This is a genomic window from Providencia vermicola, assembly GCF_010748935.1.
In the GTDB taxonomy this organism is placed as follows: Bacteria; Pseudomonadota; Gammaproteobacteria; order Enterobacterales; family Enterobacteriaceae; genus Providencia; species Providencia zhejiangensis.
This window is the reverse complement of sequence record NZ_CP048796.1, coordinates 892,960-909,229: the sequence shown is the minus strand read 5'-3', so window position 1 is coordinate 909,229 and position 16,270 is coordinate 892,960. Positions and strand designations below refer to the sequence as shown.

Genomic DNA, 16,270 nt, shown 5'->3' with positions numbered 1-16,270 from the left:
AGTGATCATGCCGCATTTTATTGCTGAATGTACAGACAATATTCGTGATCAAGCCAATCTACCTGAGCTATTTGCTAAGGTAAACAGTGCATTAGCTGGAACAGGTATTTTCCCTTTAGGCGGGATCCGTAGCCGTGCTATTTGGTTAGATACTTGGCAGATGGCCGATGGTCAGCATGACTACGCTTTCGTCCATATGACACTCAAGATTGGCGCTGGACGTTCACTTGAAGATCGAGAGAAAACAGGCCAGATGTTATTTTCACTCATCAAAGAGCACTTCGCTCAGCTTATGAATGAGAGATATCTTGCTTTGTCATTGACTATGGAAGAGCTTGATCCTGTTTTGAATTACAAACAAAACAATGTTCACGCTCTCTTTAAATAAGGAAGCATGATGCCAGCTGCGTTCGATAGACAGATTCCTCGCTACTTAATTCCATTATTAGGTTCATTAGTAGCATTTGGACCATTATCGATAGATATGTATCTGCCCGCATTACCGCAAATGGGGAATGATCTCCATGCGACTCAAGGACAGATGCAATATACGCTCGGCGCTTTTTTTGCAGGCTTCTGTATTGGTATGCTGTTTTATGGGCCACTCAGTGATCTTCTCGGTCGTCGTAAGATGCTGTTAAGTGGCCTCATTATTTTTACACTCGCGAGTTTACTCTGTGCGCAAGCTTCATCGGCTAATACCTTAATTGCATTCCGTGCATTACAAGCCTTTGGAAGTGGAGCCGCCATTGTCATGGCTCGAGCGATCGCAAGAGATGTTTATCCTACGGCTGAACTCCCTAAAGTCTTGTCGCTGATGACGCTAGTCACCATGATCGCCCCGCTGCTAGCGCCGCTACTCGGTGGTTTTTTATTAATTCACTATCAATGGCAAGTGATCTTCTATCTTCTTGCGCTGATAGGACTTTGTTCCACTTGTTGTATTTTTTTCTTACTCCCTGAAACACTGCCGCATCAAGAGGCATCTCAAAACTTACTCCGCGTTGCATTCCATAATTATGCGCAAGTGCTGAGTGACAGAGAAGCGCTAAGCATTATTGGCACTATGGCTTTCTCTTTTGCAGGCATGTTCGCTTTTATTAGTGGATCCCCTTTTGTCTATATTAATTATTTTGGGGTCTCGGAACAGCATTACGGCTTATTATTTGGCTGTAATATTCTCGGCATGATAGCGGTATTACTGCTGAATGTAAGATTACTCAAGGTTTACAGTTTAACTCGCATACTCTGTCTACAAAGTGGAGCTCAATTGCTGTTTGGGTTATTTCTACTCATTTTCTACCAGCAAAGCCTGCCTATTATTGTTATTCTGGTCGTGCTGTTCTTATCGATGGTGAATGCTATCGGTACAAACAGTTTGTCACTGTTATTGCAGCATCGAGGAAAGATTGCTGGCAGCGCCAGTGCTCTTGCTATTTCAATACAATTTGCATTGGCGGCGCTAGCGAGTGTTGCTGTTTCTGTTCTACAGGATGAATCCCCATTTGCTATGGCGCTGGTTATGGCTGTCTGTGCCGGATTAAGTTTCACAAGCCAACGTTTTTCGGCCAAAAATGTCCGCTCACAGTTAATATCAGTGCCTTCGGAGAAAAAAGAAAAATGAGTATTAATGTCAATTCTACCTTATTCCGCCAGCAGGCTTACATCAACGGTCAATGGGTTAATGCCAACGATAATAGCCAATTCGATGTCACTAACCCAGCAAACGGTGAAATCATTGCAAAAGTCAGTAATGTAGGCGCAGCGGAAACCCAACAAGCCATTGATGCCGCTGAAAAAGCCCTACCAGCATGGCGAGCTAAAAGCGCCAAAGAACGTAGCCAAATTCTGAATAAATGGTTCCAATTGATGATGGATAATCAAAAAGAACTTGCTGAATTACTTAGCTGGGAGCAAGGCAAATCCCTCACTGAATCAATGGGGGAAATTGCCTATGGTGCAAGCTTTATTGAATGGTTCGCTGAGGAAGGTAAACGCGTTTATGGTGAAACCATTCCATCACCACTACCCGGTCGCCGTTTAGTCACGATTAAACAACCCGTTGGTGTGGTCGCCGCGATAACGCCATGGAACTTCCCAAATGCCATGATCACTCGTAAAGTCGGCCCAGCACTGGCAGCGGGTTGTACTATGGTACTTAAACCTGCCGCTGAAACACCGTTATCTGCATTAGCGCTAGCTGCACTCGGTGAGGAAGCCGGTATCCCTGCTGGGGTGTTTAATATTGTTCCTGGTACTGATGCAAAAGCCATTGGTGGGGTTTTGACATCCAGTCCAATCGTTCGCAAATTAACGTTCACGGGTTCAACCCGCGTAGGTAAGTTGTTGATGGCACAATGTGCCGATACCGTCAAAAAACTTTCATTAGAACTCGGTGGAAATGCGCCTTTCATTGTCTTTGATGACGCTGATCTAGATGCCGCTGTACAAGGCGCGTTAGCCGCTAAATTCCGTAATAGTGGACAAACTTGTGTCTGTGCTAACCGTATCTTAGTCCAAGAAGGCATTTATGATGAGTTTGCCAAACGCCTCGCAAAAGCTGTCAATGAGCTGAAAATAGGCCCAGCCACTCAAGCCGATTCACAGCAAGGCCCTCTGATTAATCAAGCGGCTGTTGATAAGGTGACCGAACACATTGCTGATGCGGTCTCGAAAGGTGCTCGTGTACTCACAGGCGGAAAACCGGCATCACTAGGCGGTTTATTCTTTGAACCCACTGTATTAGCTGATGTCACTGAAGCCATGGTCGTCGCCAAAGAAGAAACTTTTGGGCCTTTAGCACCATTGTTTAAGTTCCACGATGAGCAAGACGCTATTGATTTAGCAAATGATACCGAATTTGGCCTAGCCTCTTATTTCTATTCTAGAGATATCGGCCGTATCTACCGTGTTGCAGAAGCACTGGAAAGCGGCATGGTCGGTATTAATGAAGGCATTATTTCAAATGAAGTTGCCCCATTTGGTGGCATTAAGCAGTCAGGACTGGGGCGTGAAGGTTCACGTTACGGAATTGAAGACTATCTGGAAGTGAAATATCTCTGCTTTGGTGGGCTGTCGACTAACTAATTGAATTTTTGACAGATTACCGCACTGCCATAAGGGCAGTGCGGGTTAGAAAGCGCCCTACATTGCTTGCGTGGTAAGCAGAGTTCAACAGGAGCAATACTCGCATGTTACAAAAAGATATCATATCGCAAGTTGCACAGCGACTTAATCAGGCTGAGAAAACACGTGAACAGATCCGTCAGATATCATTGGATCACCCACAAATAACGATTGAAGATGCTTATGCGATTCAACGTGAGTGGGTTGGCTTAAAAATCGCTGAAGGACGTTCTCTAAAAGGCCATAAAATCGGCTTAACATCTAAAGCGATGCAGGCTAGCTCTCAGATTGATGAGCCAGACTACGGTGCACTTCTTGATGATATGTTTTTTGACGATGGCTGTGAAATTCCAACCGATCGCTTTATTGTTCCACGTATTGAGGTTGAATTAGCTTTCGTTTTAGCGAAACCATTAAGTGGACCCAATTGTACGCTGTTTGATGTTTATAACGCCACAGACTATGTCATACCGGCTCTGGAGCTGATTGATGCTCGCTGCCATGGTATTGACCCTGAAACAAAACGCCCACGCAAAGTGTTTGATACGATCTCAGATAACGCAGCAAATGCCGCGGTCATCTTAGGGGGCAGACCGATCAAACCACGTGATCTCGATTTACGTTGGATCAGCGCGTTACTCTATCGTAACGGTGTCATTGAAGAATCCGGTGTCGCTGCCGCAGTACTGAACCATCCAGCAAATGGTGTGGCTTGGCTGGCGAATAAATTGGCTCCGCATAATGTGCAACTTGAAGCAGGACAAATCATTCTAGGTGGTTCATTTACTCGCCCAGTGCCTGCTCGTAAAGGGGATGTATTTCATGTGGATTATGGTGTGATGGGTTCTGTTAGTTGCCGATTTGTCTAAGGAGATACCGTGGATATCCTACAAAATTCATTTAAACATGCCCTAAAAGAAGGTCGACCACAAATTGGCTTATGGCTGGGATTATGCAGTTCATACAGTGCAGAGCTTGTTGCGGGAGCTGGCTTCGACTGGCTGCTGATTGATGGTGAACACGCACCTAATAATGTGCAAACCATCTTAACTCAGTTACAAGCGATTGCCCCTTATCCATCACAACCGGTCGTTCGTCCGCCTTGGAATGATCCGGTGATCATTAAACAGCTATTAGATATTGGTGCACAGACGTTATTACTGCCAATGGTACAGAATGCGGAGCAAGCCAAGCAAGCTGTGCGTGCAACACGCTACCCGCCTGCTGGGATCCGTGGCGTTGGCAGTGCTTTAGCACGGGCATCTCGCTGGAATCGTATTCCTGATTACCTGCAACGTGCCAATGATGAGATGTGCGTCATTGTACAGGTTGAAACTCGTGAAGCGATCAATAACCTGTCAGAAATTTTGCAAGTTGAAGGCATTGATGGTGTCTTTATCGGCCCTGCTGATCTTAGCGCTGATATGGGCTATTCAGGTAATCCAAACCACCCTGATGTTAAAGCTGTGATCGAAAAAGCGATCGTACAAATTCGCGCAGCGGGCATTGCACCCGGTATTTTAATGGCAGCACCTGATGTTGCTGAACATTATTTAAAATTAGGTGCACTATTTGTTGCGGTGGGTGTTGATACAACATTGTTAGCTCGTGGTGCAGAAGCACTCGCAGCTCGCTTTGGCAATACCGTTACTGAGGTTACATCCAATACACCAAGCGTGTATTAATGAGTGCTAATACAGTAGTAAAGACTTCTTATGTCATTTTATTGATGTAATTTTTATTACCCTACAAATACACAATAAATGGCATAAGAAAAACAACATTAACAACCAATGTGCCGACAGGGCAGACATATTTAATGGCTGCCTCAGAGCCTTTTGTACCCATAACAGCATAAAATGCATATAAATGAGGGATTTACAAATGAGCAAATTATCCAACGTTGCTGAACCAAACCCTGCTGAGCAGCATAAGAATTTGACTGAGCCACAACAACGCGTTATTAAAAAGTTATTCCGTCGATTGATTGTATTTTTATTCGTACTCTTTGTTTTCTCTTTCCTCGATCGTATTAATATTGGTTTTGCTGGCTTAACCATGGGGAAAGATATTGGCCTAACATCCACCATGTTTGGTCTTGCAGCCACACTGTTTTATGCAACCTATGTCATATTTGGCATCCCAAGTAATATTATGTTGGGTATTGTCGGTGCACGTCGTTGGATCGCAACCATTATGGTGCTGTGGGGGATCGCATCAACAGCCACCATGTTTGCAACCGGACCGACAAGTCTCTATATCCTACGAATGCTAGTAGGGGTGGCTGAAGCAGGCTTCTTACCGGGTATTCTGGTCTATCTAACCTACTGGTTCCCTGCTTACTTCCGTGCGCGAGCGAACGCTTTATTCATGGTCGCAATGCCTGTCACAATGGCATTTGGCTCCCTTGCATCTGGCTATATTCTCGAAATGGATGGCATCTTTGACCTCAAAGGCTGGCAGTGGCTGTTCCTACTAGAAGGTTTCCCATCTGTCATCTTAGGTGTACTTGTTTGGTTCTATCTGGATGATTCACCAGAAAAAGCCAAATGGTTGACCAAAGAAGACAAAGAAAGCCTCCAAGAGATGATGGAACAAGATAAGTTAGAGCTTATCCAACCACATGGTTCAAAAAGCCATACTGCATTGCAAAATAAAAGCTTATGGAGAGAGATTTTTACGCCTGTCGTTCTGATGTACACTGTGGCTTATTTCTGCCTGACGAATACACTCAGCGCAATTAATATCTGGACACCACAAATTATGCAGAGCTTTAACGAAGGTAGTAGTAATGCCATGATCGGCTTACTTACTGCGATTCCTCAGTTCTGTACCATATTGGGAATGATTTATTGGAGTCGGCGCTCTGATAGGTTACAAGAGCGTAAAATGCACACGGCACTTCCTTACCTATTTGCCGCAGCAGGTTGGGTATTGGCAGCCTTAACACATCATCCCGTCATTCAACTTATTGGTATCATCATGGCATCGACGGGGTCATTTACAGCTATGGCGGTATTCTGGACAACCCCAGATCAATCTATTAGTTTACGCGCGCGTGCTGTTGGTATTGCCGTTATTAACGCGACAGGTAATATTGGTTCCGCGGTTAGCCCACTCTTAATCGGTTGGTTGAAGGATCAAACAGGTAGCTTCAACTCCGGACTCTATTTTGTCGCGGGTTTACTGGTAATCGGAGCTATACTGGTAGTATTGATACCAATGAAAAATTCACGCCCTAGAGCAACACCTTAATATTTAAGATAACGAAAAAGATTAGAGCCGCGCGATGATACCGTGCGGCTCTAATTGAACAGAACAATGGGAGAACATGGTCGTGTCATCATTAATAACTAATATCGATATCAGCAAAGATTATGATGAGACACAAGGGAATGATGATGTTCATTACCAAACATTCGGTAATATGGCGGCGTTTTTTGGCCGCGATATGCAAGCTCACCGACATGATGGCTTTTTCCAACTCCATTATCTGGAAACAGGTCATATTACATTACAGCTTGATGAACAACGTTATTCTGTTCAAGCACCATTATTTATTCTCACGCCCCCTTCTGTACCCCATGCTTTTTTTACTCAAGAAGATACTGACGGACATGTGCTCACAGTTAGGCAAGATCTAATAACGCCATTATTAGAGTCCCTCTACCCCGCAAATCCAGATATCGTTGCAATACCAGCGATTTGTTTATCTGTTGCTGATAAACCGGATGATCTAGAAACTTTTCGTCATTACTGGGCATTGATGGCTCGCGAATCCGCAAATAGTTACGCAGGCCGAGACCAAGTCTTATCCTCTTTAGCACAAGCTTTATTTACTTTTCTCTTACGTTCGATCCCACTTGACGATCACCCTATCAGTGGAGTGAGAGGAGAGCATCATCTCTTTCAACGTTTCAATCAACTCATTGACTCACACTACCATGAGCATCTTTCTATTCCTGAATACGCAAATAAACTCGGTGTTACCGAGTCTCGACTCAAAGATATGTGTCGGCGATTCGCTAACCGACCGCCTAAGCGATTAATTTTTGACCGCATATTACGAGAAGCGAAACGCATGCTATTATTTTGTGACAGTCCTGTATCAGAAATTGCTTACCAATTAGGCTTTAAAGATCCCGCCTACTTTGCGCGTTTCTTTAATCGCTTAGTGGGTGATTCACCAAGCCAATGGCGTGATAAAAACATTCATTAGCCAATCCATGACTTAACAAACGAGAAAGATAGATTGTCTATAACAAAAAAATCTTGATATTTTCATTTTATATATATCGTCATAAAAACAATCAAAGATGATTAATAATTAATCTAATATTAAATTATCAATTATTGTCGTATATAAATCATAATTTAGATTTTTTCAATATATATTTTCAGCTATTTTATTTATTCAAAATAGCTATTGATTTTAAAAGAACCAATAAATACTATTTATCCAAATTTCACAATTACATCATATTTAAAAATCAAGTCTCCGAATTCTATAATGTATCTCTATAGATTGTTTACATATTATCAATCAAAGCAATTTATCCAATATTATAACTAAATATTATATCAAAATAAGATGATTTACCTAAAAGACCATGGTAAAAATCATCCATTAAATGAGTAATTGCTTTGGTTATTTTTAGGGTAAGGTTAACTATGTACGATGATCTAAATTCATTAAGCCGCCAACTTAAAATGGATAATTTCGCCTTTCTTGAAATAGAGGAGAAAAATCATTCCAACAATGAGAAAACATTATCAAATATAACAACAAAAAAAGAACCTGTATTATCTGAGAATATAAAAGAGGAAGCCACATCTATCACTCAAGAAAAAACAGATAGCAATCAGTCCGCACAACCTGAACTTGATCATTTTATGGATTATAAGCATAACTATTATCATAATCCTGTAGCATCAGAGCCACACCTTGAGCGAATAGTTATTCTTAGTGACCTTTTTTCAAGCATTAGCAAGAAATAAAAGACATTAAATATAATATAACTTCATTATGAGTTAGCTATATGCAAAAAATACGCAACCTCTTAATATCTGCATTCTTTATAGTTTTATTTTTTCTATTAATCATTATCCCTCTAGATAGTGATAAGCAATTTATATTAGGTGGAATTTTGGTTGCATTTATATTTTGTATTGGCAGAATTAAAAACAAAAAAATGCAACTCATGATGATCTTAGTTTCATTACTTTGCACTTCACGTTATGTTTGGTGGAGAGCGACAACAACACTCTATTTTGATTCATATCTAGAATTATTTTTAGGTTCATTGCTATTTATCGCGGAGCTTTATTCACTCACCATTTTATTATTCGGTTATATTCAAACATATTGGCCATTACAAAGAAAAATAGAGCCATTGCCAAAGAATACTTCATTATGGCCAACTGTTGATTTGTTTATCCCTACCTATAATGAACACATTGATATTGTTAAAGATACGGCACTTGCTGCTCAATGCATCGAATACCCTAAAGACAAATTAAATATTTATATATTAGATGATGGAAAACGAAGTGAATTCCGCCAACTCGCAGAGGATATTAATGTTGGTTATATCATCCGTCCTGATAATAGCCATGCAAAAGCAGGAAACCTAAACCACGCATTAACAAAAACCAGCGGTGAACTGATCTGTATTTTTGACTGCGACCATGTTGCAACTCGGGTGTTTTTACAAGCAACTGTAGGTGCCTTCTTAGCAGATGAAAAACTCGCTCTAATACAGACCCCGCATTATTTTTATTCTAAAGATCCTTTTGAACGTAATTTAACAGCAGCCAAAAGAGTCCCACATGAAGGAGCCCTTTTTTATGGGCCAGTACAACAGGGTAATGATAATTGGAATGCTGCGTTCTTTTGTGGTTCATGTGCAGTTATTCGCCGTAGTGCACTCAAAGAGACAAACGGATTTGCAGTTGAAACGGTTACTGAAGATGCTCATACCGCCCTTAAATTACAGCGTAAAGGCTGGAATACGGCATTTTTAAATATTCCACTTTCTGCTGGCTTAGCGACTGAAAGATTAACTTTACATATTAATCAACGTATCCGCTGGGCTAGAGGAATGACACAAATATTTCGTATTGATAATCCACTGCTTGGCAGAGGACTAACATTTGTACAACGCATTTGTTATTTAAACGCAATGCTACATTTCCAATATGGATTACCTAGAGCTATCTTCCTCTTATCGCCACTCGTTTTCATTTTATTTAGCCTAAATATCATTTCATCATCGGCTACTTTAATATTTTCCTACGCCTTACCTCATTTGATCACATCAAACTACGTGAATTCAAAACTGGTTGGTCACTATCGTTATTCATTTTGGGGGGAAATTTATGAAACAGTCATGGCATTTCATTTAATACCACCAACCTTAATGAGTTTAATATCCCCTAAACTGGGCAAATTTAACGTCACAGATAAAGGCGACCTGACAGATAAAAATTACTTTGATCATCGTGCTGTCCGTCCACTGATTATTGTCGCTTTACTCCTATTATCTGGAATTAGTATTGCCTCCTTTAAATGGATTGTAGGTATCTATAAAGACATTGACGATGGCGTCATCATTATCAATCTTACCTGGGCTATTTATAGTTTGCTGATTGTTTTAGCATCAATCTCTGTGGCAAAAGAAACGAAACAATTACGTCGTGCTACTCGGGTTCCAGCATCAATTCCTGTTACTGTATGCTTTGCTGATGGCAGTCATATTGAAACTCACTCAATAGATTTATCCATGAGTGGCGCAAGACTTCATTTCCCCCTTGAGCATCACCATAAACGAGGGGTTATCACACAAATTGCAATTGGAATCGGTAAGGAAAGTGCATTAATTCCCATTAAAAAAGCTTGGGTTGACGAGCAAAAACTACGTCTAGAATTTGATCATTTAACCAATACGGTCCGGCGAGATGTTGTACGTGTTGTTTTAACTCGTGCAGATGCTTGGTTTTCCCCTCTTAGTCCTACTGATAAGCCATTAAGATCGTTTATAGATGTCCTGCAATGCGCATTTGAATTATTTATTATCCGCAGAAATAAAAAAATATTGGATAACTCGATTCTTCTTTCAAAACAGAATAATGAAGAGCGGCAACATGTTTAACTATCTTAAGCTTTTGCTTATCGCCTATACATTACTGACCCATACTACGGCTATTTTTGCTGTAGAACTTAGTGATGAAAATAATAAATTGCCCTCTCAATTAGCATTTTTATTAGATGATAATTTAGCGAATAACACAGAGGCGATTGAGACTACAGCAGAAGAAATTTCATTAAAAAAAATGGGATTAACGCATGGTGTCACTTTAAATGGCGATACTCTGCAATCAGGGATCAGTTTCACGCTCCCTTATGATTTTATTGCAACTCATGCAGAAATGCAGCTCGTCCTTTCCATCGATAGCGCTGAGAATATTGAAAAAGATAACTTACAGGTCACTTTAAATGATCAATCGTTAGGTGCAATACCGCTATCTCAAATTGGCAAAGATGAGGCTATTTTTACTTTTAAAATAGCAAACACAGTTTTATCCTCAAAAAATAACCTTAATTTTCAAATTATTAGCAATGATGACATTATTAACAACGAATGGACATGTCAGCGCCCAGATCTAAAAAATGTAACTCTCAAAATATCACCTTCAAGCATTATGGCGATGCAAGGGATACTCATGAATACACGAAAATCCCTAATGGACTTCCCTCGACCCTTTTTAGATCCGCTAAAAATTAATAAAAACGAACTCGCGTTTGTTTATTCCGCCTCGCCTAATCCAGATATTTTAGCCGCCTCAGCAATCGTTGCTTCTATTTTTGGGATCAAAAGCGAAGAAAAAGAGAATCACTTTCATGTTTATTTGGACCAAATCCCTGAAAAGCATGCTGTTTTATTTACAACAACCAATGAAATGATTGCGGGTTTATCCTTTGCGCATTCCGATGGTCCGCATTTAAAAATTATTGATAATCCTATCAATCAAAAATATAAAATTTTAGTCGTAAGTGGGCGTAATGCAGAAGAGTTACGACAAGCAGCTTACCAGCTTTTCACTGAGGATTTACCCGATGGCGATAGCGACCATTTACACGTTCCCGCTTATCGTTCTAAAAATCGATTAGCTTATGATGCCCCTAATTGGCTCCCACTCAAAAAATCTATTCCTTTTAGCCAAATAATGAAAACGAATGATGCGTTGCAATCTCGACTGTTTTTACTGGAGGAAAAGAATATTACTTTTCAAGTTCCTCCTGATACTTTCATGTTAACGGGGAATAAAATCCCAGTACAAATCAATTATTCTTTCGATAAAAAAAATTGGGTAGATATGAATAATTCGATATTAACAATTGCCCTAAACTATCAATTTTTAAAAAATATTTCTGCTCATAAAAACAGTGTCATTACTGCAATTACTGATTTCTTCGGTCATAATCAAAAAAACAGTACTATGCTCTACCTTGATAACTCAGGTTTGATTGGTGAAAATAAACTCAGCTTTTACTTCAATATTAAGACCGATGAAAATATCGCTTGTGACATTATCAATAATGCGAGTTTTGTTAATCAAATACTCACAAACTCAACTATTGATCTTAGCGATGCATCTCATTTTGGCGAGTTACCTAATACACATTGGTTTTTAAATGGATTATTTCCATACACTAAATATGCAGATCTCTCAGATACCGTTCTGTTATTGAACAGACAACCGGAAAAAGAAGATATTGTTTTAATGTTACAACTCATGGAGAAATCAGGTCGTATTACTGGTTTTCCCGTTAGTCATTTAACTATACTGAGTGATACTCAAAAATCACATAGTAAATTAAAAAATTCAAATATCATTGTTATTGCTAAAATAAAAGACATTCCAGCAGTAACATCGCTCATGAAAGGAACCTCCTATCACTATAGCAATGGAAATCTAAATATTATTTCACCTTCGTTATTCAAAAAAGTAAAACTACTGCTTTTAGGTGAGTGGAAAAATCAATTCGAAATAGTGAGTGATTTTCTATCAAATACTCATCAGTGGCGAGGCATACTCAGTTTTCAATCTCCATGGTCTTCAAATAAAGTTGTGACAATTTTGACTGCAACAAATACAGAACAGTTAAATAAGCTTTATAATGATATCAAAAAATCGGAAAGACAGCCGCTCGATGCGGGTGACATTCTCTTATTCAGTGACGCTGACAGTATTAAAAACTTAAGCATTAATCCATCATTTTTATCTGGAGAACTTCCTCCGCATAGATTAGTTCTATGGTTTTTTAGCCAACATTTATTCTTATTAATGGTTATATTGTTTAGTTCATTATTATTCATTAGCTTCTATTTATATAATAAATTTAAACAACATGAATCCAAACGTCTGACAAAGGTGAAAAGGGAATATGAAAGTTAATTTATTAATAAACACACTTATCACTTTGTTATGTGGAACATATTCATTATCAATATTGGCTAATTCATTAGAAAATGAAGTCGCCATCAAAATGCTTTTAGAAAAAGCAAATTATTGGCATAGCAAATCGAATTATCCTCTTGCTTACGATGCTTTATACAAAGTTTTTGCCATTGAACAATATAACATCGAGGCATTATATTTAATGTCCCATTACAAAATTCAACAGGGAAAAAAACAAGAAGCTATCCTCTGGATCAATAAATTAAAAAAATATTCTCCGAATGATCAGAGAATAGTCAAGCTCATGCGCCTCGATCCCCATAAAGATATCTCGCCTGAATCCTTACAACAGGCTCGTGAATGGGCGAAAAATGGTCATATCAAGCAAGCTATACAAGCTTACGATAAGCTATTTGCCAATCATCCACCTACTGGTGATCTTGCATTAGAATACTATGAAACACTCGCTGGCAGTAAAGCGCATTTAGATAAAGCGATTTTAGCATTAACCGAAAGAGTACAGCACTCCCCTTCTGATTTTAAAGCGCAACGTATTCTAGCGACTGTATTAACCTATCAGGAAAAAACACGACGCGAAGGAATACAAAAACTCTTTCAAATTGAAAATAAAAATGAAGTTGTGATTCATTCACTTAAGCAGGCTCTACTTTGGCTGCAACCTAATGAACAGGATTTACCCCTGTATCAGAATTTTATTAGTTTATCGCCAAAGGATGATAGCGTAATGGAGTATTATCACAGTCGTGTTGGAAATAACGAGACCCTTTCAGGATTTTCCTTACTAAATAAAGGGCACATTGCTCAAGCTAAACAGAAATTTACCGCTGTTTTGATGAAGGATCCTAAAAAAGTTGATGCTATCGCAGGACTTGGTTACGTGGCATTACATCAAAAAGATTACCAACAAGCAGAAAAACTACTGACTGAAGCGGCAAATAACACAAAAGAACATAAAAAAACACAATGGCTAAAAGATGCTCAAAATATGGGCTATTATTCAGCAATCGATACTGTGAAACAATTAATACGCAATAAGCAGTATGATAAGGCATTGATATTAATCAATGAAACTCATGCCAGTGATACACAACAACTCATCACCCTTGATTTATTTCGCGGACAACTTTATCGAGCAAAAAAAGATTATTCCAGTGCAGAATCACTGTATCAGCAGCTTGATAAAAAATACCCTAATAACAAATTAATAAAAGAGCAGTTAATTTGGGTGTTTGCAGAGCAAAAAAAATATGCTGAATTTGAACAATTACTACAGTCATTACCGCCTGCTGAGCGTCATGCTTACCAACAAAAAATAGATACCAGTGAACAACACCGACAAAGTGCGGCAAAGGCGCTCGATAACGGTTTAATCAGTGAGGCTGAACAGATTCTTAAGAACGCCCTTGTGAAAGCGCCTCAAAATGCTTGGTTAACCTTAGACTATGCTCGAGTGTTAATGAAAAAAGGTGAGCTCGAAAAAGCCAATGCCATGATGAATAATCTAGTTGCTAACTATCCGTCAGCAGCAACTTGGCATAGCGCTCTCATTTGGGAATCTGAACAGAACCAGTGGAATAACGTACTCATTTTAATTAATAAAATTCCGACTGAATTTCAGAGCGATGAAATCATCACACTCAAAAAACGGGCTACATTAAATAAGCAAATCGATATTGCTCAACATTACATTGATAATGGCAACTATAATGCCGCTTTAAATACATTGAGACATAATATCAACACATTACCAGATAATCCCAGTGATATTGGCCGTCTTGCTCAGCTATATATGGATGCCGGCGACAACCAACAAGCCGTTAATATTATTCGTCAAAATTTATCAGCAACCCCCCAGGGAAACTTAAAAGATTATACACAGCAGATTCTTATTTTACGTCGCTTAGGTTACTACTCTGAAGCAGAAAGCTTAATGAATACCCCTGCTTTACTGAGCGCGATGAGTGAAAAAGAAATCAGCAATATCAGAATAAGCTATCTCAGTGAACAAGCGGACTCATTTCGTGAAAATGGCTATTTGAATGAAGCTTGGCAAATATTAGCACCAGAAATAAAAAATGACCCTAATAACAGCAAGTTACTCCTAAGTACAGCGCGTATTTATCAAGCCAATGGCCAATCAGACCAAGCAACCGATATTTATCGCTATATTTTGTCCATTTCCCCCAAAAACCAAGAAGCATTAATTGGTTTAGTCAACTTAGCAATTAGCAATAAAAACATTACAGAAGCGAAGAAATACTTTGCTGATATCAAGCCGACGGACCATACCGATTATATCGTTCTATCTGCACGTCTCGCGCAACTTGCAGGGGATAATAACCAAGCTATAAAATTATTAAAAACCGCACAATGGGGATTAGTTCAACCACAAAAAAATCTCACTTATTTGCCTATCAATCATCCCTTATCTGGGGAAATGCAGACTTATCGCTATCAAAATAATCGGCAAAAAGAGCAACTCAATCACATCGAAACGTTGTTGGCAGATTTGCGGCAAAAAACATCTGTATCGATAAATAGTGAAGTACAGTTTACCCGTCATTCAGGGGAGTCGGGGCTAAGTCAATTAACTGAGCTCAAAGAAACAGTCACACTCTCACTACCATTATTTGATGATGTGAAATTAGCCCTAAATGTTTCGCCCTCGATGATGAGCTCAGGTAAAACCCCCGCAGAAAATGCCAGTCTAGTGGGGAGTGGTGCTTTGACGCGCGCGAATAGACGTAGCTTGGTAGAAAGTGATTTGCGAAATGATTTACATGCCGATGAGATTAATGAGCGTGCAATACAAGGCTTAGAATCAAGCATAATGCTCAAAGGTGATAACTTCCAATTCGATTTCGGGCATACCAATAGCGATGGCGTAATTGTTTCTTTGGTGGGAGGGGCAGAATGGATGCTCGAAACGTCACCAAACAGTCGGTTAACTTTTGGTGCAGAGCGAAGAGCCGTTACAGACAGTCTCCTTTCCTATAGTGGACTCATAGATAGCACAACAGGGAGAAAGTGGGGTGCAGTCACCCGTAACGCCGTTTCAACGCAATATGCTTGGGATGACAGCCAATATGGTGCATATGCAAAAGTGGCCATTAATAAATATATTGGTACACAAGTGCCTAATAACCAATCCATTGATTTAAATACGGGCACTTACATTTATGGCATAAATAAAAAGGATAAATCATTAAAGTTTGGCGCGAACGTTCATTATATGGGATTTGATAAAAACCTAAATCACTATACCTTAGGGCAAGCAGGTTACTTTAGTCCTCAAAGATATATTGCGATTTCTTTACCCGTTTCTTATGAACAAACGATAGATAAATTATCATTAAAATTAAACTCTACATTAGGCTATCAATCATATTCTTCTAATAGCGCGGATTATTATCCCACTGATAAGCGATATCAGGCAGAGTTAAAAAATTATTCTCAGAATGATGAATATATAGATTACATATATGAAAAATCCAGTGAAAAAGGGTTCAGTTACTCCATTAATTTTGACACTAATTATAAAGTTTCACCATCGTCATTTATCGGCGCTAATGTAAGCTACAATACTTTTGGTAATTACAACGAAACAAAAGCAAATATTTACTTTAAATATTTATTCGACAACGATATACTAGGAAAATAA

11 protein-coding genes are annotated in these 16,270 nt (G+C 39.3%); all 11 read left to right on the top strand.

From position 1 onward, the window contains the following. Positions 1-7 precede the first annotated feature (7 nt). The 11 genes from G3341_RS03895 to G3341_RS03845 all read left to right on the top strand — a co-directional run bounded on the left by G3341_RS03895 (position 8) and on the right by G3341_RS03845 (position 16,270). Positions 8-388: a 5-carboxymethyl-2-hydroxymuconate Delta-isomerase gene (locus G3341_RS03895; RefSeq protein WP_154623387.1), complete on the top strand. Its 381-nt coding sequence runs from the start codon at positions 8-10 to the stop codon at positions 386-388. A gap of 9 nt (positions 389-397) precedes the next feature. Next, positions 398-1,624, top strand: a complete 1,227-nt coding sequence (locus G3341_RS03890; protein WP_154623386.1) for a Bcr/CflA family multidrug efflux MFS transporter — start codon at positions 398-400, stop codon at positions 1,622-1,624. Beyond that, positions 1,621-3,087 (top strand): NAD-dependent succinate-semialdehyde dehydrogenase, encoded by a 1,467-nt coding sequence (locus G3341_RS03885; protein ID WP_163860739.1) that lies wholly within the window; start codon positions 1,621-1,623, stop codon positions 3,085-3,087. Before G3341_RS03890 ends, G3341_RS03885 begins: the two co-directional genes overlap by 4 nt. Positions 3,088-3,191: 104 nt before the next feature. Next, positions 3,192-3,995 (top strand): 2-oxo-hept-4-ene-1,7-dioate hydratase, encoded by an 804-nt coding sequence (gene hpaH / locus G3341_RS03880; RefSeq protein ID WP_154623384.1) that lies wholly within the window; start codon positions 3,192-3,194, stop codon positions 3,993-3,995. A gap of 9 nt (positions 3,996-4,004) precedes the next feature. Further along, entirely contained in the window at positions 4,005-4,811 is an 807-nt protein-coding gene (gene hpaI, locus G3341_RS03875) for a 4-hydroxy-2-oxoheptanedioate aldolase (RefSeq protein WP_163860738.1), read from the top strand. A 199-nt stretch (positions 4,812-5,010) separates the two neighbouring features. Beyond that, entirely contained in the window at positions 5,011-6,381 is a 1,371-nt protein-coding gene (gene hpaX / locus G3341_RS03870) for a 4-hydroxyphenylacetate permease (RefSeq protein WP_154623383.1), read from the top strand. Positions 6,382-6,457: 76 nt separating this feature from the next. Continuing rightward, positions 6,458-7,345 carry a 4-hydroxyphenylacetate catabolism regulatory protein HpaA gene (gene hpaA / locus G3341_RS03865; RefSeq protein WP_154623382.1) on the top strand — a complete coding sequence of 296 codons (888 nt, stop codon included), beginning with the start codon at positions 6,458-6,460 and terminating at the stop codon, positions 7,343-7,345. A gap of 452 nt (positions 7,346-7,797) precedes the next feature. Continuing rightward, the gene (locus tag G3341_RS03860; protein ID WP_163860737.1) at positions 7,798-8,124 is read left to right on the top strand and encodes a hypothetical protein; all 327 of its coding nucleotides are present in this window, start codon (positions 7,798-7,800) and stop codon (positions 8,122-8,124) included. 41 nt (positions 8,125-8,165) lie between these two features. Continuing rightward, positions 8,166-10,277: a UDP-forming cellulose synthase catalytic subunit gene (bcsA, locus tag G3341_RS03855; RefSeq protein ID WP_163860736.1), complete on the top strand. Its 2,112-nt coding sequence runs from the start codon at positions 8,166-8,168 to the stop codon at positions 10,275-10,277. Beyond that, entirely contained in the window at positions 10,270-12,585 is a 2,316-nt protein-coding gene (locus G3341_RS03850) for a cellulose biosynthesis cyclic di-GMP-binding regulatory protein BcsB (RefSeq protein WP_163860735.1), read from the top strand. The genes bcsA and G3341_RS03850 overlap by 8 nt, the downstream gene beginning before the upstream one ends. Next, a complete protein-coding gene (locus G3341_RS03845; RefSeq protein ID WP_163860734.1) occupies positions 12,575-16,270 on the top strand; it encodes a cellulose synthase subunit BcsC-related outer membrane protein in 3,696 nt (1,231 codons plus the stop codon). Before G3341_RS03850 ends, G3341_RS03845 begins: the two co-directional genes overlap by 11 nt.

Coding starts and splice junctions, on each gene's coding strand:
- G3341_RS03895 (WP_154623387.1), top strand. CDS start 8: ATGCCGCATTTTATTGCTGAATGTACAGACAATATTCGTGATCAAGCC.
- G3341_RS03890 (WP_154623386.1), top strand. CDS start 398: ATGCCAGCTGCGTTCGATAGACAGATTCCTCGCTACTTAATTCCATTA.
- G3341_RS03885 (WP_163860739.1), top strand. CDS start 1,621: ATGAGTATTAATGTCAATTCTACCTTATTCCGCCAGCAGGCTTACATC.
- hpaH (WP_154623384.1), top strand. CDS start 3,192: ATGTTACAAAAAGATATCATATCGCAAGTTGCACAGCGACTTAATCAG.
- hpaX (WP_154623383.1), top strand. CDS start 5,011: ATGAGCAAATTATCCAACGTTGCTGAACCAAACCCTGCTGAGCAGCAT.
- hpaA (WP_154623382.1), top strand. CDS start 6,458: ATGGTCGTGTCATCATTAATAACTAATATCGATATCAGCAAAGATTAT.
- G3341_RS03860 (WP_163860737.1), top strand. CDS start 7,798: ATGTACGATGATCTAAATTCATTAAGCCGCCAACTTAAAATGGATAAT.
- bcsA (WP_163860736.1), top strand. CDS start 8,166: ATGCAAAAAATACGCAACCTCTTAATATCTGCATTCTTTATAGTTTTA.
- G3341_RS03850 (WP_163860735.1), top strand. CDS start 10,270: ATGTTTAACTATCTTAAGCTTTTGCTTATCGCCTATACATTACTGACC.
- G3341_RS03845 (WP_163860734.1), top strand. CDS start 12,575: ATGAAAGTTAATTTATTAATAAACACACTTATCACTTTGTTATGTGGA.